Origin of the sequence: Paenibacillus terrae HPL-003, assembly GCF_000235585.1 — a bacterium.
GTDB lineage: Bacteria > Bacillota > Bacilli > Paenibacillales > Paenibacillaceae > Paenibacillus > Paenibacillus terrae_B.
Genome location: NC_016641.1, coordinates 5,428,372 through 5,450,733, shown reverse-complemented (window position 1 = coordinate 5,450,733; position 22,362 = coordinate 5,428,372). Strand labels below are relative to the sequence as shown.

At 49.0% G+C, this 22,362-nt stretch carries 22 protein-coding genes and 1 other annotated feature; of the genes, 21 read left to right on the top strand and 1 reads right to left on the bottom strand.

The window, feature by feature from the left end; genetic code table 11:
- Window position 1 precedes the first annotated feature (1 nt).
- From sigE to HPL003_RS24175, 11 genes are all read left to right on the top strand, one after another.
- Complete coding sequence (gene sigE, locus HPL003_RS24225; protein ID WP_014282431.1) at window positions 2-742, top strand: RNA polymerase sporulation sigma factor SigE; 741 nt, start codon at window positions 2-4, stop codon at window positions 740-742.
- 96 nt (window positions 743-838) lie between these two features.
- Window positions 839-1,621, top strand: a complete 783-nt coding sequence (gene sigG, locus HPL003_RS24220) for an RNA polymerase sporulation sigma factor SigG (protein WP_013372080.1) — start codon at window positions 839-841, stop codon at window positions 1,619-1,621.
- A gap of 124 nt (window positions 1,622-1,745) precedes the next feature.
- Window positions 1,746-2,084: a YlmC/YmxH family sporulation protein gene (locus HPL003_RS24215; protein ID WP_014282430.1), complete on the top strand. Its 339-nt coding sequence runs from the start codon at window positions 1,746-1,748 to the stop codon at window positions 2,082-2,084.
- A 97-nt stretch (window positions 2,085-2,181) separates the two neighbouring features.
- On the top strand, window positions 2,182-3,066 hold the full coding sequence (gene pgeF / locus HPL003_RS24210) for a peptidoglycan editing factor PgeF (protein WP_014282429.1): 885 nt from the start codon (window positions 2,182-2,184) through the stop codon (window positions 3,064-3,066).
- 8 nt (window positions 3,067-3,074) lie between these two features.
- Complete coding sequence (locus HPL003_RS24205; protein ID WP_014282428.1) at window positions 3,075-3,776, top strand: YggS family pyridoxal phosphate-dependent enzyme; 702 nt, start codon at window positions 3,075-3,077, stop codon at window positions 3,774-3,776.
- Window positions 3,767-4,219 carry a cell division protein SepF gene (locus tag HPL003_RS24200; RefSeq protein ID WP_014282427.1) on the top strand — a complete coding sequence of 151 codons (453 nt, stop codon included), beginning with the start codon at window positions 3,767-3,769 and terminating at the stop codon, window positions 4,217-4,219. Before HPL003_RS24205 ends, HPL003_RS24200 begins: the two co-directional genes overlap by 10 nt.
- A 7-nt stretch (window positions 4,220-4,226) precedes the next feature.
- Window positions 4,227-4,484, top strand: coding sequence for a YggT family protein (locus tag HPL003_RS24195; protein ID WP_014282426.1), 258 nt, complete (start codon window positions 4,227-4,229; stop codon window positions 4,482-4,484).
- An 8-nt stretch (window positions 4,485-4,492) separates the two neighbouring features.
- On the top strand, window positions 4,493-5,275 hold the full coding sequence (locus HPL003_RS24190) for a YlmH family RNA-binding protein (protein WP_014282425.1): 783 nt from the start codon (window positions 4,493-4,495) through the stop codon (window positions 5,273-5,275).
- A 171-nt stretch (window positions 5,276-5,446) separates the two neighbouring features.
- Entirely contained in the window at window positions 5,447-5,956 is a 510-nt protein-coding gene (locus HPL003_RS24185) for a DivIVA domain-containing protein (protein ID WP_014282424.1), read from the top strand.
- A gap of 168 nt (window positions 5,957-6,124) precedes the next feature.
- Window positions 6,125-6,413, top strand: a binding site (T-box leader).
- 78 nt (window positions 6,414-6,491) lie between these two features.
- A complete protein-coding gene (gene ileS / locus HPL003_RS24180) occupies window positions 6,492-9,581 on the top strand; it encodes an isoleucine--tRNA ligase (RefSeq protein WP_014282423.1) in 3,090 nt (1,029 codons plus the stop codon).
- Between the two features lie 143 nt (window positions 9,582-9,724).
- On the top strand, window positions 9,725-10,120 hold the full coding sequence (locus HPL003_RS24175) for a DUF5665 domain-containing protein (RefSeq protein WP_238533416.1): 396 nt from the start codon (window positions 9,725-9,727) through the stop codon (window positions 10,118-10,120).
- Window positions 10,121-10,147: 27 nt separating this feature from the next.
- On the opposite strand, the gene HPL003_RS24170 is transcribed toward HPL003_RS24175, so the two are convergent.
- Entirely contained in the window at window positions 10,148-10,882 is a 735-nt protein-coding gene (locus HPL003_RS24170) for a TraR/DksA C4-type zinc finger protein (protein ID WP_014282421.1), read from the bottom strand.
- A gap of 237 nt (window positions 10,883-11,119) precedes the next feature.
- On the opposite strand from HPL003_RS24170, the gene lspA reads away from it, so the two are divergent.
- The 10 genes from lspA to HPL003_RS29330 all read left to right on the top strand — a co-directional run bounded on the left by lspA (window position 11,120) and on the right by HPL003_RS29330 (window position 22,255).
- Window positions 11,120-11,611, top strand: a complete 492-nt coding sequence (gene lspA / locus HPL003_RS24165) for a signal peptidase II (RefSeq protein WP_014282420.1) — start codon at window positions 11,120-11,122, stop codon at window positions 11,609-11,611.
- A 1-nt stretch (window position 11,612) separates the two neighbouring features.
- On the top strand, window positions 11,613-12,584 hold the full coding sequence (locus tag HPL003_RS24160) for an RluA family pseudouridine synthase (protein ID WP_014282419.1): 972 nt from the start codon (window positions 11,613-11,615) through the stop codon (window positions 12,582-12,584).
- 502 nt (window positions 12,585-13,086) lie between these two features.
- Window positions 13,087-13,653, top strand: coding sequence for a bifunctional pyr operon transcriptional regulator/uracil phosphoribosyltransferase PyrR (gene pyrR, locus HPL003_RS24155; RefSeq protein ID WP_014282418.1), 567 nt, complete (start codon window positions 13,087-13,089; stop codon window positions 13,651-13,653).
- Window positions 13,650-14,564, top strand: a complete 915-nt coding sequence (locus HPL003_RS24150) for an aspartate carbamoyltransferase catalytic subunit (RefSeq protein ID WP_014282417.1) — start codon at window positions 13,650-13,652, stop codon at window positions 14,562-14,564. Before pyrR ends, HPL003_RS24150 begins: the two co-directional genes overlap by 4 nt.
- Before the next feature lie 133 nt (window positions 14,565-14,697).
- The gene (locus HPL003_RS24145) at window positions 14,698-16,020 is read left to right on the top strand and encodes a dihydroorotase (RefSeq protein ID WP_014282416.1); all 1,323 of its coding nucleotides are present in this window, start codon (window positions 14,698-14,700) and stop codon (window positions 16,018-16,020) included.
- 64 nt (window positions 16,021-16,084) lie between these two features.
- Window positions 16,085-17,221 (top strand): carbamoyl phosphate synthase small subunit, encoded by a 1,137-nt coding sequence (locus HPL003_RS24140; protein WP_014282415.1) that lies wholly within the window; start codon window positions 16,085-16,087, stop codon window positions 17,219-17,221.
- A 1-nt stretch (window position 17,222) separates the two neighbouring features.
- On the top strand, window positions 17,223-20,441 hold the full coding sequence (carB, locus tag HPL003_RS24135) for a carbamoyl-phosphate synthase large subunit (protein ID WP_014282414.1): 3,219 nt from the start codon (window positions 17,223-17,225) through the stop codon (window positions 20,439-20,441).
- 67 nt (window positions 20,442-20,508) lie between these two features.
- The gene (pyrF, locus tag HPL003_RS24130) at window positions 20,509-21,303 is read left to right on the top strand and encodes an orotidine-5'-phosphate decarboxylase (RefSeq protein ID WP_081473759.1); all 795 of its coding nucleotides are present in this window, start codon (window positions 20,509-20,511) and stop codon (window positions 21,301-21,303) included.
- Complete coding sequence (gene pyrE / locus HPL003_RS24125; RefSeq protein WP_014282412.1) at window positions 21,300-21,941, top strand: orotate phosphoribosyltransferase; 642 nt, start codon at window positions 21,300-21,302, stop codon at window positions 21,939-21,941. The genes pyrF and pyrE overlap by 4 nt, the downstream gene beginning before the upstream one ends.
- Before the next feature lie 149 nt (window positions 21,942-22,090).
- A complete protein-coding gene (locus HPL003_RS29330; protein ID WP_014282411.1) occupies window positions 22,091-22,255 on the top strand; it encodes a hypothetical protein in 165 nt (54 codons plus the stop codon).
- Window positions 22,256-22,362 lie beyond the last annotated feature (107 nt).

Sequence of the window (22,362 nt, the reverse complement as noted above, 5' to 3'; positions counted from 1 at the left end):
CATGCGGGAACAGATGAAATTCAAAATGAAAATCAGGTTGACTTTACAGTTGCAATATTATCGTATTTTATTTTTATTTGGACTAAAAAGTGAAGAGATTTATTATATCGGCGGCAGCGAGGCGCTCCCCCCGCCGCTGACGAGGGATGAGGAAGAGTATTTGCTTGGAAAACTCTCTTCCGGAGATGCAGCAGTACGCTCCATGTTGATCGAACGGAATTTGCGCCTGGTGGTTTACATTGCGCGTAAGTTTGAGAACACAGGAATTAACATTGAGGATCTCGTATCCATAGGAGCGATTGGACTTATCAAGGCAGTTAACACCTTTGATCCCGAGAAAAAAATCAAGCTCGCTACCTATGCTTCCCGATGCATCGAAAATGAAATTTTAATGTATTTGCGCCGAAATAGTAAAACGAGAACAGAAGTTTCTTTTGACGAGCCTTTGAATATTGATTGGGACGGGAACGAGTTGCTGCTTTCCGATGTGATGGGAACGGAAAATGATACCATTTACCGCAATATTGAGGAGCAGGTAGACCGCAAATTATTGCATAAGGCGCTGGATAAGCTGACAGATCGGGAACGTCTGATAATGGAGCTGCGTTTTGGCTTGCAGGACGGGGAAGAGAAGACACAGAAGGATGTTGCTGACCTGTTAGGCATCTCGCAATCCTATATTTCGCGCCTGGAAAAGCGTATTATAAAGCGCTTACGGAAAGAGTTCAACAAAATGGTGTGACGTTTGGGTATATTCGGAAGTGATGGAAACGGCGAATAAAAAAACACCCTCAGGAGATAATGTACATTAATGTTGCTCCTTGGGAGGTAAGACACGATGACCCGAAACAAAGTGGAAATTTGCGGTGTGGATACCGCCAAACTGCCGGTGCTAACCAATGCGGAAATGCGCGAGTTGTTCACATCACTTCAGCAAAATAATGAACGATCAGCCAGAGAAAAATTGGTTAACGGTAATTTACGGCTCGTCCTGAGTGTGATTCAGCGCTTTAACAATCGGGGAGAGTTTGTTGACGATTTGTTTCAGGTAGGATGCATCGGCCTGATGAAGGCGATTGATAATTTTGACCTTTCGCAAAACGTGAAGTTTTCCACTTATGCGGTGCCGATGATTATCGGTGAGATACGCCGGTATTTGCGGGACAACAATCCGATCCGTGTATCCCGATCGCTGCGAGATATTGCATATAAGGCGCTTCAAGTGCGGGATAGTCTGACAAATCTGAATTCGCGTGAACCGACGATTTTTGAAATTTCTGAGGTGCTGAACGTGCCTAAGGAAGATGTTGTGTTCGCATTAGATGCGATTCAGGACCCGGTTTCGCTGTTCGAGCCGATATATCACGACGGGGGCGACCCAATCTATGTGATGGATCAGATCAGTGATGACAGAAATAAGGACGTCTCATGGATTGAGGAAATCGCTCTGCGGGAAGCGATGCATCGCCTGGGCCAGCGTGAAAAGATGATATTGTCCATGCGTTTTTATGAAGGAAAGACGCAGATGGAGGTTGCCGACGAAATCGGTATCTCTCAAGCCCAGGTTTCGAGATTAGAGAAGTCGGCTATACAGCAAATGCAAAAGCATGTGAAGTCTTAGTCTTAAGGGAAGAGAAGCTTGGAAGGCACACCGATAAAAACGATCCTGTGTGGATCGTTTTTGTGTTTAAAGGACATTTTTTGGGTTCTCTCGCTCATATAGTGAAATAAAGGATGTGATGCGTGTGAGTACGCCGGAAACGTCGGTAAGGGCAATGAAAATTTCTGAGTTTCAAACAAAGGATGTCATTAACATTGTAGATGGGAGACGATTGGGACAAATCAGTGATTTGGAGATTGATGTACGGCAGGGCAAAATCGAGGCCATTGTTGTCCCTGGCAGCAGCCGTTTTATGGGCTGGTTTGGTGGGGGAAGCGAACTGGTCATTCCCTGGCGCAACATTGTGAAAATTGGCTCGGATGTGGTGCTTGTACGATTGGAGGGACTGCATGAGCCGCAGGGTGATGGTGAGGAAAAATTATATATCGAACGTCAGGAACGAAATGATCGACGGGGATTTTGAGCGGTGATTTCGAGCAGTAGGGATATGTACATTTGAGAGACTATGTGAAGACACGGCGGCGGCTTTTTGGTACACTGGGCAGTAGAGGTGAGAACGAATGGAACCGTTTGTAGTAAATACCGGGGCAACGGGTGTCGCGTCAACGACAGATGGCACGCATCCTTTGCCGGAGTTGTTATATATTCAATCCTGGGAGAAACAGGTTCGTGGATTGACAGCAGGTTTTACCGGACGCCATGGCGGTGTCAGTGAAGTGCCTTTCGAAAGTCTGAATTGTGCGTTTCATGTAGGGGATGACCCGGAGAAAGTTATTCGCAATCGGCAGCTTATTGCGGAGCAGCTCGGATTTGTGCCTGAAGCCTGGACCTGTGGAGAGCAGGTACACGGTAATCACGTTGCTGTTGTAAAGGCTGCTGACCGCGGGCGCGGCTTTGTGGATCGTGCATCCACTTTTCAGGATACAGACGGACTGTTAACCGATGTACCGGGCATTTTGCTGACATCCTTTTATGCGGATTGCGTGCCGTTATATTTTTGTGATCCGGTACGGCGTGTGATTGGGCTGGCGCATGCGGGCTGGAAAGGAACAGTTGCCAAGATCGCGCTGAAAATGGTGCAAACGATGCAGACCGAATATGGATCGCAGCCGTTCGATTTGCTTGCAGCCATTGGTCCTTCCATTGGTTCTGAGTCATACGAGGTGGATGAGCATGTGATGAGCCAAATTCGGGTTTTGGAGCATGATTGCCCGGGTAATGATAAATGGGAAGGCACTGTTTACTTCCCGTTAGGTGGCGGAAAAACGCTGCTTGACTTGAAACAATGCAATCGACACATTATGATGAAAGCAGGAATATTGCCGAGCCATATCGAATGTACTACCTTATGCACGAGTAGCCGCAGCGATTTGTTTTTTTCGTATCGCAAGGAAGGCGGCGTCACAGGGAGAATGGCGAGCTGGATTGGTCTGGAAGAGAGGTGAGTCCTCCCGTGTCTTTGGAGGAACGAATTGAAGAAGTGAACGCTCGTGTTGAAGCGGCATGTGCCCGCAGCGGACGTTCGCGTGAAGAAATAAATGTGATTGCTGTCACGAAATATGTTTCGGCAGCGGCGATGGCATCTGTATTGGACAGTGGCTTGGAGCATGTTGGCGAAAATCGCTGGCAGGATGCTGCGGATAAATGGAGCAAGCTGGGTGACAGGGGAACATGGCATTTTATCGGTCATCTGCAAACCAATAAGGTTAAAGATGTTATTGGAAAATTTGGATTTATACATTCGCTTGACCGGTTGTCGCTGGCTCAGGAATTGGACAAGAAGGCGGCTACTCTTGGACTAAGGATCAAAGCCTTTGTGCAAGTTAACATTTCAGGGGAAACTTCGAAATATGGTCTTTCTTCCGAGGCGGTGGTACCTTTTCTGAAACAAATTCGCGATCTGGAGCATGTAGACGTGATCGGCTTGATGACGATGGCTCCCCATGAGGAAGACCCGGAGAATACCCGGCCTGTATTTCGGGGACTACGTGAATTACGTGATGCGTTAAATGGACAAGCTTTAACGAGAGAACCTATTGTTCACCTGTCGATGGGCATGTCTAATGATTTTGAGGTGGCGGTTGAAGAAGGAGCGACCTGGTTACGGCTTGGTTCTGTACTGGTCGGACGAGAGGAGGATTTCCATTGGGCGTAATGAATAAGTTCATGAACTTCCTGGGACTTCAGGAAGAAGAGGAAGTTGTAGAGCGAGAGGTTATGAATACGCCGGAAGATCAAGAAATTGAAACCCCAAGCTTTGATAAACGTAAGAACCAGAAGGGCAATAATGTTGTCAGCATCCATTCACAGAAAAATGTGAAAGTTGTCCTGTATGAGCCGCGTTCTTATGATGAAGCACAGGAAATTGCCGACCACATTCGTTCCCATCGTACCGTCGTGGTCAATCTGCAACGAATCCGCAAGGATCAGGCGCTGCGCATCATTGATTTTTTAAGTGGTACTGTATATGCATTGGGCGGGGGTATTTCCAAGATAGGCAACAATATTTTCCTGTGTACACCGGATACGGTTGAAATTCAAGGCTCCATTACGGAAATACTAGCTGACACTGAACAAGAACTTAACAGAATGAGGTGAGCTTTTCTTGATCGAGGTAATCGGTTGGCTATTTCAGATTTATTCTTACATGATCATTGCATATGTCCTGATGTCATGGCTTCCTAATGCAAGAGAAAGTGTAATCGGTGATTTACTTGCCAAGTTTGTGGAGCCGTATTTGTCTCCTTTTCGCAGATTTATACCGCCAATCTTCGGGATGATTGATATTTCACCCATCGTTGCGCTGATTGCTCTGCGTTTTGCGTCGTACGGTTTGATGTCTTTAATTAGCAATTTCGTCTAGGAGGACTTATGCGAACTGAGATTTATGAGCATTTTCACCCGGATGAACGGGAATATGTGGATCGCGCTTCCGAATGGATCAGTCATGCGGGGGCTTATCATGAGCAGAAGCTGACTGATTTTTTGGACCCGCGTCAACTGTACATATTGGAGACGCTTGCTTCGAAGGAAGACAAGGTCACGATTAGGGTAGATGGCGGTTATGAGGCATCGGAACGAAAGCGGGCGCTAATAGCGCCCGATTATTCGTATGTGGACGGAGAGAATATGGGTATTCAGGTTCTTTCCGTCACGTCCGATGATCATAAAATTAGCACGCTGGAGCACGGGGATTATCTGGGTGCAATATTAGGACTTGGAATCAAGCGTGGAAAAATAGGGGATATTCATGTGCTGGACGATGGGTGCCATGTATTGGTGGCTTCTGAGATCAGCGATTTTATTACGATGCATTTACAGCAGGTTCATCGTGTTCATGTGTGGACAGAACTGTTGCCTCCAGAAAATCTGCGGACGAAGGATGTTGCATTGGAGCCGCTGGACCTGACGGTGGCTTCTTTGCGTCTGGATGGCATCGCCAGTGATGTGTACAAGCTGAGCCGCAGCAAGATTTTAACACCGATTCGGGCCGGACGGTGCCGGGTGAATTGGAAGGTGGAGGAGAATCCATCTACTTCACTTAAAGCGGGGGACGTTATTTCCATGCAGGGATTTGGGCGTTTCAAAGTGCTGGAAACAGACGGTATGACAAAAAAAGGACGATTCCGTGTCAAAATTGGCAAGTTTATATAGCTGAAGGCAGGATTCGCGAGCTTTCTGTCGAAAGAATTAAGCTATAGCGGAGAACTGGAACGATTTTGCTCTGTACAGCATTCACAAAACGGGGTATGATGACCGATAGATGATAGTGAGCGTCGTGACGCGGAAAATGTTTTTTTGTCAATCTTATAGGAGGTGGACGGCATGCCATTAACGCCATTGGATATACATAACAAGGAATTTGCCCGCCGGCTTCGCGGTTATGACGAAGATCAGGTCAATGAATTTTTGGATCAGGTGATCAAGGATTACGAGGGCGTCATCCGTGAAAATAAAGAACTGAGTACACAGCTGTTGAATGTTCAGGAGAAGCTTGATCATTTTTCGACCATTGAGGATACGCTGAGTAAGACGATTATCGTGGCGCAAGAAGCGGCTGATGAAGTCCGTAACAACGCCAAGAAAGAATCGCAGCTCATCGTGAAGGAAGCGGAAAAAAATGCGGACCGTATTGTGAATGAGGCGTTATCCAAATCCCGCAAAATTGCGTTGGAGGTCGAAGAGCTGAAGAAGCAGGCTTCGATTTACCGGGCACGTTTTCGTACATTGGTGGAGGCACAGCTTGACTTGTTAAGTCAGGACGGATGGGAAGCGCTTGAAAATCGTGAACGCGAAGTGCTGGAGCGCGAGCGTGAAATGAAAGAGATTTATTAATCGTCATTTCTGATAGCAATGATTGAGCCCCGTCAGGGTTGACTTTTATCTTTAAACAGGCTATAACTGTAAATACTATACTGAATATTACGTTATCCGTTGTGGATAATGGGTTGTTATTCAGGGCAGCAAAGCTGCTGATTTTAATATCCCAATGAATTTAACATTTGTAATTCGTTGATGGGAACGAGTACGTTATGATTTTGTCCCTCAGAGAGTTGGCCTTTTTCCGGTGCAAGCCAACGTTCAGAACATGACTGAAGATCCTCCCTGAGAAGTGAGCTGAAGCGCTTGAGTTTTACCCGGCGTGTGTAAGCTATCACCGTGTGCCATACGTTACAATGGCGCCCTGCTGTAGTTGAGTAGGGCTCGGAGAGTCGTGACGGGACCAGTCTTTTCTTAGAAGGGTCTTTTTACGAAATCAGGGTGGTAACGCGAGCACAGTCTCGTCCCTTTACAGGGGCGGGGCTTTTTTGTTGCTTTTTTTAGGGAGTGCTACAAAAACCAATGATGATTAGAGAGGAAGAATGACATTATGAACAGAGTAGATGTCAAAGAAAAGGCACGGTCCCGCGACCTGCGCATCCTGAGCAAATGGAAGCAGGAGGACACGTTCCGCAAAACCATCACGCATCGTGAGGGTAAGCCAAACTTTGTATTTTACGAAGGCCCGCCAACAGCTAACGGTAAACCGCATATCGGTCACATGCTGGGCCGTGTGATTAAGGATTTTGTTGGCCGTTACCAAACGATGAAGGGGTATCGTGTTGTACGTAAGGCGGGGTGGGATACCCATGGGCTGCCAGTAGAATTGGGTGTGCAGAAGCAATTGGGCATTTCCCATAAGCCCGAAATCGAAGAATATGGTGTGGAAAAGTTCATCAAAAAATGTAAAGCCAGCGTGTTTGAGTATGAGCAACAATGGCGTGACCTGACCGAAGCCATCGGATACTGGACAGATCTCGACCATCCATACATCACGCTGGAAAATAATTATATCGAGAGTGTGTGGAACATTCTGGCGACAATTCACGAAAAGGGTCTGCTTTATCGCGGTCATCGCGTGAGTCCGTATTGTCCGGATTGTCAGACAACGCTGAGTTCCCATGAAGTGGCACAGGGCTACAAAGACGTAAAAGACCTGAGCGCCACGGCCAAATTTAAGCTGCATAGCAGTGGTGAATATGTGCTGGCTTGGACAACAACACCTTGGACCCTGCCGAGTCACGTGGCGCTTGCTGTTAACCCTGAGCTGGAATACGCTCGTGTGAAACAGGAGGACGGTGTATACATCGTTGCCAAAAACCTCGTCGAAGACGTGATTAAAGGCGATCATGAAGTGATTGGCACATTGTCAGGCTCGGAACTGGTGGGTCAAACGTATACTCCGCCATTTACGTATTTCCAAGTCGAGAAGGGCAATCAGATTCTGGGTGCGAAGTTCGTAACGGACTCCAGTGGTACAGGTATTGTTCATATGGCTCCGGCGCATGGCGAGGATGATTATCGGGTATGCCGTGAAAATGGCGTTGGATTCATCAATGTGGTGGATCTCCAGGGTAACTACGTAAAGGAAATCACTGATTTTGCAGGCCGTTTTGTGAAGGACTGTGATGTGGATATTGTTAAAATGCTGTCGGAAAAAGGTTTGCTGTACAGTAAGGAGAAATACGAGCATAGCTACCCGTTCTGCTGGCGCTGTGACACCCCGCTGTTGTACTACGCCATGGACAGCTGGTTTATCAAAACAACCGCGATCAAGGATCAACTGATTGCCAACAATAACGAAGTTGAATGGTATCCGGGTCATATACGCGAAGGACGTTTCGGTAAGTTTTTGGAGGAATTGGTGGACTGGAACATCAGCCGTGACCGTTATTGGGGCACACCGCTGAACATCTGGGTTTGTGAGGAAACCGGAGAGCAGTTCGCTCCGCATAGTATTGCTGAATTGAGGGAACGTGCGATTGGCGATGTACCAGCGGACATTGAGCTGCACAAGCCATATGTGGATGAAGTCAAGGTTCGCAGTAAATGTGGCAAATACGAAATGACCCGTACACCGGAAGTGATCGACGTATGGTTCGATAGCGGCTCCATGCCTTTTGCCCAACATCATTATCCGTTTGAAAATAGTGAAACATTCGAGCAGCAATTCCCGGCTGACATGATCTGTGAAGGTATTGACCAGACTCGTGGCTGGTTTTACAGCTTGCTTGCTGTTTCGACCATGCTTACAGGGAAAGCTCCTTACAAAGCAGTTATGGCGACAGGTCACGTACTGGATGAGCAGGGGCAGAAAATGTCCAAGTCCAAGGGGAATGTGATTGATCCATGGGAAGTGATTGACGAGTACGGTACAGATGCTTTCCGTTGGGCTTTGTTGTCCGATAGTGCACCATGGAATAGCAAACGTTTTTCCAAAGGCATTGTAGGCGAAGCCAAATCGAAGCTGGTAGATACGCTCGTAAATACACACGCTTTCCTGACCTTGTATGCGGATATCGACGGTTTTGATCCGGCGCAGCATCCGTTCAAGCCATCGGCACACAAGCTGGATCGCTGGATTTTGTCCCGCCTCAACAGCTTGATTCTGGTGGTGGACAAAGCGCTGGCTGTGAACGATTTCCTGAACTCGTCCAAAGCGATTGAGTCGTTCGTGGATGAATTGAGCAATTGGTATATCCGCCGATCACGTGATCGGTTCTGGGGCAATGGCCTTACAGAAGATAAATTGGATGCGTACCGCACACTGACTGAGGTGTTGTTGACCACAGCGAAGCTGCTTGCGCCATTCACACCGATGCTGGCTGAGGATATTTACCTGAACCTGAGCAACGGGGAAAGCGTTCATCTGGATGATTATCCAACTGCAAATGAAGCCCTGATTGATCTGGAGCTGGAACGTGACATGGAGACGGCTCGCCGGGTTGTAGAACTGGCGCGCAATGTCCGTAACGAAACGGGGCTGAAAACGCGTCAGCCGTTATCCGAATTGATTTTGTCCATGGATCAGGATTTTGAGCTGAGTGGTTATGAGGAAATCATCAAGGATGAGATCAATGTGAAAAATATTCATATTGAGACGGACGATAGCGGTTTTGTAGACTTCACGCTGAAGCTCAATTTGAAGGTAGCGGGCAAGAAATACGGCAAAAATGTCGGCTTCCTGCAAAACTTTTTCAAAGGAATGTCTGCTGAAGACACCCGTTCGGTTGTGGAAAAAGGAGTGCTGAACGTGGTTTCTCCAGAAGGGGAAGAGTTACAGGTTACAGCGGAGGAATTGCTGGTGGAGAAAAAAGCGAAGGAAGGCTTTGCTTCCGCTTCCGGCTATGGTTTAACCGTAGCATTGAACACGGACATTACGCCTGAGCTGGAGCAAGAGGGCTGGGTACGTGAGGTTGTTCGTGCGGTGCAGGATTACCGTAAGAAGCTGGATCTGCCGATTGAGAAGTATGTGGCACTTACGCTGGATGTAGATAGTGAGCTACGTCAGGCGATTCAAAACTTCGATTCGGTATTGCGTGAGAACGTATTGGTAACGACGGTGACATTTGGTCAAGCTGAACCTGTGGAACGCGTAGAAGTGAACGGTAAAACGATCGGCGTGCATATTGGGGAATAATTACAAGACCCCTGTCCCATAATACAAATAACAGGCAGCATATAAAAAACGAGCCTAAGCACTGGAAACGGATGGATGATCACCGTTACATGCTTCGGCTCGTTTGCTGCGTTCAGGGCAGCATGGGAAAAGGGGGATTGTGCATGACCGCACGATCAAGGCGCAGACAGGGTAGAAGCCACCAAGGCATGAACGAAGGAAGTACGGGGGCTGTAGTCACAGATCTAGGTACAGCAGATGATCAGGCTGACCAGCTAAGCCGTGTAGAAAAGCTGGTACGTTCCGTGTCGCAGCAGCTGGAACGCACGCGCATTGCTGATTATGCCCTGTTGCTCAACAAGCCTTGGCGATTGCTATGGCTGAACTTAATATCAGGTCTGTCTCGGGGTCTCGGTATCGCGCTTGGTTTTACTTTTTTTGCGGCGACCATTATTTATGTGCTGCAAGTGCTGGGAGCGCTGAATTTGCCGATTATCGGTGATTATATTGCTGATATTGTAAGGATTGTGCAACGACAACTGGAGCTAACCACCTACTAGGTACATTGTATCCTGTTAGGATTTGGTTTAACTTTCGTCTTCGTGTGTATCTGGCTCCAGCAGACCCTCGCCCTCGCCATCATCCAGATAACGCTGATAAATGGAACTGCGGACAACAGATATATTTTTTCCATATATGTCTGTGGCTATAAAGCTTTCGTAAGGCTCTACGAAGCCCATATTATCATCGTTGGCTTCAATTTCCATATCGTCGTAGCTATGAATTTCTCCACTTTCGGCCATGGCGGGTGTATTCGATGTACCCCAGCTTTCAACGATTTGCCAGGCGTCCTCGCCGTCAAAGCCGTTTTGATCTTCACGCTCATCCAGACTTGTTCTGCCGAATGCGGGAGCGAGGAATTCCTCTTCCACCGGGCGTCGGTTGGAAACTTCCGTTTCAGGGCTGTATTCTTTGCAGTAAATGGTATAGGGGACAGCTAGCAGACGTTCATAAGGAATCGGTTTGCCGCTGGCTGCACAAATGCCATACGTCCCCTTATCCATTGCCATTAAGGCTGATTCGATACGTTCTAATTGAAATTCGTCGTGCTCCAATAGGGAAATGTCCTTGGCTCGCTCATACGTTTCGGTAGCCAAATCACCCGGATGATTATCAATAGGGGAAAGCTCGCCGGTCTGATCGCGTTGGGAATCGCCGAGTCCATAATGATCGTTGTCCTGCAAACGATGCTCAATCTCCTTTTTACGTTCCAGCAGTTCGTTACGCAATCCCTGCAATTGTTGCTCCGTCAATGGGGACATGAAATCCTCTCCTTATTCTAGGTTTAACCTGCGCGTGCGCTGTGTCGGTTATGCTCCTTGTAGTTTGCACCGGGAAGACCTCTTTTACATAGGAAATTCTGATCAAATACGCTGGAGTTGATTTCATACGTAATCCAGGCCCGATAGCTCACGGGATTCGTGGACGATCTGAGAAGGCATATGCTACAATAAATGGGTTCGACAACGGATATAAGCAGATCGGAGTGACGAAGGACTGTGATTTATTTTGGTATTGCGCTAATTATTTTTTTGATTGATCAGGGAGTCAAATATTTGGTGGCTACGCGCATGGAATTGTACGAGCAGATACCAGTCATCGGCAATTTCTTTCTAATCACGTCCCACCGTAACCGGGGAGCCGCTTTTGGGATTTTGGAAGGCCAGCGTTGGCTGTTTATCGTGATTACGATTGTGATAGTGATTGGTATCATATGGTATTTGCGGAAAACGGTTAAGACCGGGCAGAAATTGCTTCCAGTTGCATTAAGTTTGGTACTTGGAGGCGCGGTCGGTAACTTTTTGGATCGGGCTATTTCAGGGGAAGTGGTTGATTTTGCTCAATTCAATTTTGGAAGCTATACGTTTCCGATTTTTAATGTGGCAGATTCGGCGATTGTCATTGGTGTAGCACTGATTATTTTGGATACATTATTGGAATCGCGTCGGAACAAAGGTAATGGCAGTGATAGCATTGAAGGGAAGTCATAGCATGAAAGAAGTAAACGAAAACAGCGAAGCCACAGGTCTGTCCTATGAGGACGAACTGGAGGGTGAATTTCTGGAATGGACAGCGGAATCCGGGGATGCCAAAACGCGTATAGACAAATATATCGCCGAAGAAATGAAGGATGTGTCCCGTTCCCAGATTCAATTGTGGATCGTGAACGGTCGGGTGTTGGTGAACGGGACAGCGATCAAGGCGAATTACAAGCTGGCTGAAGGTGATCGAATTTCATTATCCGTACCTGAGCCGGAGAGTGTAGATATTGTACCGGAAAATATTCCGCTGGATGTTGTTTACGAGGATTCGGACGTCATTGTCATTAACAAGCAACGTGGTTTGGTTGTACACCCTGCACCGGGACACTCTTCGGGAACACTGGTCAACGCACTCATGTACCACTGTCATGATCTTTCCGGTATTAACGGAGAATTGCGTCCAGGTATCGTCCATCGTATTGATAAGGATACATCAGGACTGCTGATGGCGGCTAAAAATGATCAGGCTCACGCCTCGCTCGCAGCGCAGCTCAAGGACCACAGTGTCACTCGCAAATATATAGCGCTGGTTCACGGCCATCTAAGTCATGATCAGGGAACGGTAGATGCTCCCATCGGGCGTGATTCGGGGGATCGCAAATTGTTCACCGTGACAGAACGTAACAGCAAGCATGCAGTTACCCATTTTCTCGTGATTGAGCGTTTGGGGGATTATACCTTGCTGGAGCTTCAATTGGAAACAGGGCGCACGCATCAAATCCGTGTGCATATGAAATTTATTGGGCACCCGTTGGTTGGTGATCCGATGTATGGACGTAGCAAAGGGGTCCGTATGGACGGTCAGGCACTGCATGCCGCAGTATTGGGCTTTAAGCATCCCACGACTGGAGAGTATATGGAGTTCAGCAGACCGATTCCTCCCGATATGGAAGATGTACTAGCATCCTTACGCAGTCGGTAAACAATGAAAATTGCATTCGTATTCACAAACCTGAATAATGATTAAGCATAACCGCCTAATTGGCGGTTATTTTTGTTATTGGACATGGTATATGTAAAAACAACTATGGATAATTATACAGTAAAGTTGTATAATTATTTAAGTGCTTCCGGTGGCTCCGGTTGAACAGGTGTTGACACGTGATTTTCAATCTGTCATACTTCTCGTAGTTGCGATGAACTTTGTCCAAAAGATGGCTTGCCATCTTGTACTATGAGAAGCTGGATAAAGGAAATCCTGAATAGCACCTTTAAATCAGTCCCGTGAGGCTGGCAAGGTAACGTGAATGGATCACTGATCAGTGCATCCGCTGCGGCGGCATGTCTTCAGTGTATCCGAGAGATCGGAGAACGGTGAAAGACTGTTCATACGAGACTCCTTGCCAAACTTGGGCAAGGAGTCTTTTTTGTATCCGAACACGGGACCAGGTCTGAAGGGAACATAACCTGAGGAGGCTGGAAGCATGAGTCATGAAACACATGTACTGATGGATGAAATTGCGATTCGCCGGGCTTTGACACGGATTGCACATGAAATTTTGGAAAAAAACAAAGGCATTGAACATTGTGTGCTGGTAGGCATTCGAACACGAGGGGTTCATCTGGCGCAGCGTCTCGCTGATAAGATCGCTGAAATTGAAGGTGCTCCGATTCCATGGGGAGAGCTGGATGTCACAGCTTACCGCGATGACCGGGGCAACAATGCCGAAACCAAGGGAAATGGAAAAGAGCTTTTGATGAATCCCGCTGACGTATCGGTTCATGATAAGAAAGTCATTCTCTTTGACGATGTGCTGTACACAGGCCGTACCATTCGCGCGGCGATGGACGCATTGATGCACTGCGGACGACCGCAAATGATCCAGCTGGCAGTGCTGGCAGATCGCGGACACCGTGAGCTTCCGATTCGTCCAGATTACATCGGCAAGAACATCCCGACCTCCAAATCCGAGGAAATCGTAGTTGCGCTTCAGGAGACGGACGGTAAGGATGAAGTGACGATCAATCAGAACCGGGGGGAACAGGCATGATTACAACAGCCAGTCAACTTAGAGAACGTAGCCTGCTTGGATTAAAAGAACTTAGCCGAAATGAAATTGAGTCGATTCTGGATCGCGCTCATTATTGGGAATCACAGCCGGAAAAGCTGGTTCCAGTGCTGCAATCACGCTTTGCGGCCAACATGTTTTTTGAAAACAGCACCCGCACCCGCTTTTCTTTTGAAATGGCTGAAAAACGGTTAGGCGCTCAGGTTTTGAACTTTTCCGCTGCGGCCTCCAGTGTGGAAAAAGGGGAATCCATCTACGACACGGTACGCACGCTTGAATCCATGGGTATCGACGCAGGAGTCATCCGGCTGAAGCCAGCCGGAGTGCTGCAAGAGCTTGCTGAGAAGGTCAGTGTCCCATTGGTGAACGCCGGTGATGGCAACAACGAGCATCCAACGCAGGCGTTGCTGGACCTATACACGATGCGCAAGACTTTCGGTGAGCTAAAAGGCTTGCGGGTATCCATCATTGGAGACATTTTGCACAGCCGTGTGGCTCGCTCAAATCTGTGGGCCTTGCAGAAATTTGGAGCACAGGTTAGCTTCTGCGCGCCGGACAATATGCAGGCATCTGATCTTGCGGCGCACGCTCCTTATGTACCTATGCAAGAGGCATTACAGGCAGACGTGGTCATGATGCTTCGGGTACAGCTGGAACGGCACGCCGAAGGAATGCTGCGCTCAGCGGATGAGTATCGCGAGAAGTACGGCTTGACAGAGGAAAGAGTAGCCAACCTTAAACCCGGAACGATCATTATGCATCCGGCTCCAGTGAACCGGAATGTGGAAATCGACAGTGAAGTTGTGGAAAGCGAGCAATCACGGATTTTCCCGCAGATGGCAAACGGGGTTCCAATCCGCATGGCGGTTATGGAACGGGCCATGAAGCTGTAGAAGCTGTCAGCAGAATTGCGGAATTAGCATCTTGTGACGATTAAAGTGGTGTTCCCAATAGAACGCCCCTTTAAGGAAAGCAAAGCAAGCAGCGGCGAAAGTTGCAGAAAACCTGAGCGGAGGAACCTTTTACATGAACCAATTCATTATGAATGCAAGCGTATTGAACGAGCAGGGCGAGGCTGAACTGAAATCTATTCTGATCGCGGACGGAAAAATTTTGGCAATCGTAAATGCGGACGCTGGAGTTAGTCTACTGGTGGGAGAAGAGGCAACCGAGCAGGAGAGCCAAGTCGAAAAAATCGACGCCCAAGGCAAGCTGGTGATTCCCGGTTTAATCGACATGCATGTGCATCTGAGAGAACCCGGCTTTGAATATAAAGAAACAATTGAAACGGGCAGCCGCGCGGCGGTGAAAGGCGGATTTACAACGATTGCCTGCATGCCGAACACACGCCCGGTGACAGATAATGCAGATACGGTTCAGCTGGTACTGAAAAAGGGGCAGGATGCCGGGCTTGCCAAGGTACTTCCTTACGCAGCCATTACGAAGAACGAGCTGGGCCGAGAGCTGACGGACTTTGAAGCGCTCAAAGCAGCAGGCGCAATCGGCTTTACCGACGACGGTGTCGGGGTGCAAAGCGCGCAAATGATGAAGGACGCCATGGCACGGGCCAAAGCGCTGGATATGCCGGTTATTGCGCACTGCGAAGATAACACGCTTGTTGAAGGAGCAGCAGTGACAGACGGCGAATTTGCCAAGCGCCACGGACTTAAAGGCATTCCGAACGAATCCGAAGCGATTCACGTCGGACGAGACATTTTACTATCCGAGGCAACCGGGGCACACTATCATGTATGCCATGTCAGCACGGAGCAGTCGGTGCGGTTGATCCGCCATGCAAAGTCTTTTGGCATCAAGGTAACGGCTGAGGTATGTCCACATCATCTGGTGCTATCGGATGAAGACATTCCCGGACTGGATGCGAATTGGAAAATGAATCCTCCACTGCGTTCCCCGCGTGATGTGCAGGCCTGCATCGAGGGACTGGAAGACGGTACGATTGACATCATCGTAACCGACCATGCGGCACACAGCGAGGAAGAGAAGGCAAAGGGTATGGAACTGGCGCCTTTTGGTATCGTTGGCTTCGAAACGGCTTTTCCACTGCTGTACACAAAATTTGTAGCTACTGGACAATGGACGCTCGACTTTCTGGTACGGCGCATGACGACTGACCCGGCACGTGTCTTCCGCCTCGACACAGGGCGTCTGGAAGAAGGAGCACCCGCTGACCTGACCATGATTGATCTGGAGCAGGAGCAGGCAGTTGATCCGCAAACATTTGCCAGCAAAGGACGCAACACTCCTTTTACAGGCTGGAAACTTAAAGGCTGGCCAGTGAAAACTTGGGTAGACGGCAGACTGGTATGGTCTGCTGACGAAGTGAACTAAAAATACAAATCATTCAAAAAAATAGTATCTTATAGCAGGAAATCATACAGAGGAGTGAGATGGGATGCAGGCAAGATTGTTGCTTCAGGACGGCACGCTGTTTACAGGCACAGCATTTGGTGCGGACGGTGAAAAAACAGGCGAGGTCGTTTTCAACACAGGGATTACAGGCTACCAAGAGGTACTGACCGATCCCTCTTATTGCGGACAAATCGTAACGATGACTTACCCGCTGATTGGCAATTACGGAATTACTCGGGATGACTTTGAATCGGTACGGCCTTATGTGCATGGCTTTGCCGTTCGACGTTACGAGCCGGTGCCAAGCAACTGGCGTGCCCAATACAGCGTGGACGATTTGCTGAAGGAATATGGCATCATTGGCATTAGCGACATCGACACCCGCATGCTTACCCGGATTATTCGCCATCACGGCACGATGAAGGGCATTTTGACAACGGGCACTCAGCCTGTGGAAGAACTGAAAGAAATGATGGCTGACCTGACGATTGAAGAACTGCGTAATCAGGTTCCATTGACCTCTACACCCCATCCGTACAGCAGTCCTGGCAATGGGGAGCGGATCGTACTGATTGATTATGGCGCTAAGAGCGGTATCCTGCGCGAGCTGAATAAACGGGATTGCGACGTGGTAGTGGTTCCGCATGATACAACGGCAGAGGAAATTCGCCGCTTGGACCCGGACGGAATTCAGCTGTCCAACGGCCCTGGAGATCCCAAAGACGTACCGCATGCCGTACGCACGGTGGCTGAACTGCTAGGGGAATATCCGATCTTCGGAATTTGCTTGGGGCACCAGCTATTTGCCTTAGCTTCGGGAGCGGATACGGAGAAACTGAAATTCGGTCATCGCGGCGGTAACCATCCGGTGAAGGAACTGGAGAGCGGACGCTGCTTCATCACTTCACAAAATCACGGCTACACCGTGAACGAGGGTTCGATTGAAGGAACCGAGCTTGAAGTGACGCATATTAATAACAACGATAAAACGATTGAAGGTCTTAAGCATACCAAGTATCCCGCGTTTTCGGTGCAATATCATCCGGAGGCTGCGCCTGGACCTTACGATAACGGCTACTTGTTTGACCGCTTTCTGGACATGATCCGTGAGCACAAAAGTAATCATCCAAAGCAACCGCGTCAGGCTGCTATCGCCGCCGCAGTGAGAGGAGAGCGCTAATATGCCGAAAAATACAGAACTTAAAAAAATACTCGTAATTGGTTCCGGTCCTATCGTGATTGGTCAGGCTGCGGAATTCGATTACGCTGGTACACAAGCTTGTCAAGCGCTCAAAGAAGAAGGCGTCGAGGTAGTGCTGATCAACAGTAACCCGGCAACGATCATGACAGACACTAACATGGCGGACAAAGTATACATCGAGCCCATTACACTTGATTTTGTAACACAAATTATCCGTCAAGAGCGTCCGGATGGCCTGCTCCCTACACTGGGAGGACAAACAGGACTGAATATGGCAGTGGAGCTGGCTCGTGCCGGAGTACTGGAGCGTGAAAACGTTAAGCTGCTGGGGACACAGCTGACTTCGATTGAAAAAGCCGAAGACCGTGACTTGTTCCGCGATTTGATGCGTGAGCTGGAACAGCCTGTACCTGAGAGCGTCATTGTTACAACGTTAGAGGAATCGCTGGATTTTGCTAACGAAATCGGTTATCCGATTATCGTTCGTCCGGCTTATACGCTGGGTGGAACAGGCGGCGGGATCTGTGCGGACGAAGAGGAACTGCGTGAGACGGTAAGCTCTGGCTTGCGTTACAGTCCAATTGGACAATGTCTGGTGGAAAAAAGCATCGCAGGCATGAAGGAAGTCGAGTATGAGGTCATGCGTGACGGCAATGATAACTGTATCGTTGTCTGCAACATGGAAAACTTTGATCCGGTCGGCGTACATACTGGGGACAGTATCGTTGTAGCGCCGAGTCAGACGCTGTCAGATCGAGAGTACCAGATGCTGCGCTCCGCTTCCCTGAAAATTATCCGCGCTCTCAATATTGAAGGCGGATGTAATGTGCAGTTTGCGCTTGATCCACACAGCTATCAATACTATGTCATTGAAGTAAATCCGCGGGTGAGTCGCTCCTCGGCGCTGGCTTCCAAGGCAACCGGATATCCAATTGCCAAAATGGCTGCCAAAATCGCGCTGGGCTACACGTTGGATGAAATCGTGAACCCGGTAACGGGACAAACGTATGCTTGCTTTGAGCCGACACTGGATTACATCGTGAGCAAAATACCGCGCTGGCCGTTCGACAAATTCATTTCTGCCAATCGCAAGCTGGGCACGCAAATGAAAGCAACTGGTGAAGTGATGGCTATCGGACGCACGTTCGAAGAGTCCATTCATAAAGCAGTACGGTCGCTGGAAATCGGTGTACACCGCCTGCATCTTAAGGGAGCGGATCAACTAACGGATGAGGTGCTCACGGAGCGCCTGATTAAAGCAGATGATGAGCGCTTGTTCCTGGTAGCTGAAGCATTCCGTCGCGGCTGGGAGCAGCAGGAAATTCAGGATTTAACGAAAATTGACTGGTGGTTCCTCGATAAGGTAGAGGGCATCGTCAAGTTCGAAGCCAAAATGGCTGAAGAATCCGAACTGACCTACGAAACACTCTATCAGGCCAAACGTAATGGCTTTACGGACCGCTCCATCGCCGAGGTTCGCAGTCTGGGCCAACCAGGTGGCAGCATGACAACCGAACGTGAAGTGCGTGAGTTCCGTCTGGGCCACAATCTGCGTCCGGTCTACAAAATGGTAGATACATGTGCAGCCGAGTTTGAAGCCACTACGCCATACTATTACTCCTCTTATGAGGTGGAAAACGAAGTGATTCCATCTAATAAAGAGAAAGTCATCGTACTCGGCTCCGGGCCGATTCGGATCGGGCAAGGGATTGAATTTGATTACTCCACCGTGCATGCGGTATGGGCCATTCAAAAAGCGGGCTACGAAGCAGTGATTATCAATAACAACCCTGAAACGGTATCTACGGACTTTAACACATCCGACCGTCTCTACTTTGAGCCGCTTTTCTTCGAGGATGTTATGAATGTCATCGAGCAGGAAAAACCGATTGGCGTTATCGTCCAGTTCGGCGGTCAAACGGCCATTAATCTCGCAGCCCCGCTTAGTGCGGCAGGCGTGAACATTTTGGGTACGAGTCTGGAAAGTATCGATGAAGCGGAAGATCGGAAAAAGTTCGAGCGGTTGCTGTCACGTCTGGCTATTGCACAGCCTAAGGGCAACACGGTCATCTCGGTAGATGAAGCGGTAGGAACTGCGCAGGCGCTGGGCTATCCGGTGCTGGTGCGTCCATCCTACGTCCTGGGCGGACGGGCGATGGAGATTGTATACTCTGATGCGGAATTGCTACGCTACATGGAAGAAGCCGTTAAAATCAACCCTGAACATCCGGTGCTGATCGACCGTTACATGCTGGGCAAAGAAGTTGAGGTTGACGCCATCTGTGACGGCGAAACGGTACTGGTGCCGGGCATTATGGAGCATGTGGAACGGGCAGGGGTTCACTCAGGTGACTCTATCGCGGTGTACCCGCCGCAGCACTTGTCCGCCGAGCTGAAGCAAAAAATCGTGGAAATCACGATCAGCATTGCCAAGGAATTGAAAACGATCGGTCTGGTGAACATCCAGTTCGTCATTCATCAAGACGAGGTGTATGTTATCGAGGTCAACCCGCGTTCCTCGCGGACGGTTCCTTTCCTCAGCAAAGTCACAAATATCCCGATGGCAAATCTGGCGACACAGGCCATTTTGGGCGGTAAGATTAAAGATGCAGGCTACACCGAAGGACTATGGCCAGAAAGTAATTATGTCTCGGTTAAGGTCCCGGTATTCTCCTTTGCCAAACTGCGCCGTGTAGAGCCGACTCTGGGGCCGGAAATGAAATCGACAGGTGAAGTCATGGGACGCGACATTCAGTATGCCAAAGCGCTGTACAAAGGACTCGTGGGTGCTGGCATGAAAATTCCATCCACTGGGGCGATCATCATCACTGTCGCGGATAAGGACAAAGAAGAAGCTGTCGAGCTGATGCAGGGCTTTTACAGACTGGGCTATAAAATTATTGCAACAGGTGGAACGGCGGCTGCGCTGGAGAAGGCTAACATTCCGGTGAATACGATCAACAAGCTGAGCGAGGGGAACCCGAACATCTTGGATATGATCCGCACGGGTGAAGCCAACTTCGTTTTCAATACGCTGACCAAAGGGAAAACGCCAGAGCGTGACGGATTCCGCATCCGCCGCGAAGCGGTTGAGAACGGCATCGTCTGCATGACCTCGCTGGATACCGTACGCGCTTTGCTGAGAATGCTGGAGACGATTAACTTCACATCCGAATCCATGCCGGTTCTGAGCCACTAACGCGATACGAATAGATGTTGAAAAATAAGTAGTACAGGAAAGGACATTCATCAGCTTCGGCTGACGGATGTCCTTTATCACGGGCAAATATACCCGAATTGACGTGAAAAGGGGATGTAGGACAGTGAACGAAGCATTTCAGCAGATGGCAGGACGGCTGATGGTCGCGTTAGATTATCCAGATGCGCAGCAGGCGGAGCGGCTCATTCAACAGCTGGAGGGTATTCCCTGTTATATAAAAGTAGGCATGCAGCTGTTTTATAGCGCAGGGCCAGCTTTTGTAGAGCAGCTAAAGTCGAGAGGGTACTCCGTATTTCTGGATTTGAAAATGCATGATATCCCCAACACCGTACGGGGAGGTGCGGAGAGCATCACTCGCCTGGGTGTGGATATGTTCAACGTACACGCTGCCGGAGGGAGAAATATGATGGCAGCCGCCAAGGCTGGAGCCGAAGCCGCAGTTTTGTCAGACAGCTCACTTGCCATGCCGCTCATTATTGCTGTTACACAGCTGACCAGTACAGACCAGACAACCATGAACAAGGAGATAGGTATTCCCGGGACGGTACAGGATGTGGTCGTTCGATACGCACAACTGACCCGTGAGGCGGGATTGGACGGAGTCGTGGCGTCCCCACTGGAAGTGCCTGCAATCCGCGCTGTATGCGGGCCGGACTTTAACACGATTACCCCCGGCATCCGTCCGGCAGGCAGCGCTACAGGCGACCAGTCACGTGTAGTGACACCAGGGCAAGCCATCGCCCAAGGCAGCAGCTACATCGTCGTTGGACGACCGATTACGGCTGCATCAAACCCACGTGCCGCAGTGGAACACATTATTGAGGAGATGAACCAAGTATGACTACATTAAATAATATACCCGAGCAAATTGCATCCCATCTGTTACGTATTCAGGCAGTAGCGCTGCGTCCGCAGCAGCCTTTTACATGGACATCCGGTATTAAGTCACCTATTTACTGTGACAATCGCTTGACCATGTCCTACCCAGAGGTGCGCGAGCTAATCGCTGATTCGTTCGCTGCTGTGATCCGTGAGCAATACCCTGAAACCGAAGTCATTGCAGGCACGGCTACAGCGGGCATTCCCCATGCGGCTTGGGTGGCGCAAAAGCTCAATCTGCCGATGGCGTATGTAAGGGACAAAGCCAAAGGCCACGGCAAAGAGAACCAGATCGAAGGTCGGATCAGTGTAGGTCAAAAGGTGATTGTTATCGAGGATCTCATCTCGACTGGCGGCAGCTCCATCAAAGCGGCTCAGGCCGTAGAGCAAGCAGGTGCCCAGCCGCTAGCTGTACTCGCCATTTTCAGCTACCAGCTTGATAAAGCGACTCAAGCTTTTGCAGAAGCAGGTGTGAAGCTGCAAACCTTGTCCAACTACACGGCCCTAATGGACGTTGCCTTGCGTGAAGGAACGATTCAGGAAGAAGAGATGGAGCTGCTGCGTTCCTGGCGCCAGGACCCAGCTTCCTTTGGCAAATAAGGCTCAGCATACGGAGTGCAACGGGATCATTGATTAAAGTGACTCATACTCGTTGCCAACCGCTGTAGATTGTTATGACTCAGGCTGTGTAAATTGAATTCGATCCGGTTACACTAACTCCTAACATCATGTGAAAAGAGGGAGTTCGGATGTATTGGATTTACTACGGCAGACTGTACACGACCAAATTTCAGGCAGGATGTCTGGCAAAAAGGCTGGAGCATGACGGCTGGATGTACGGCTACAACGATCCCCGCGCAGTGGAGGTGTACCGCTCGCGCAAAGGACGTTATGGTGTTCGATTTATTCCCTAGATTCATAAAAACAAATTAAAAAGAAAAATTTCCTCTAAACTATTGACGAAACACAAGAAAATGTTGTATATTAATTAACGCCGCTGTTTTATGTAAATGTAGCGTGA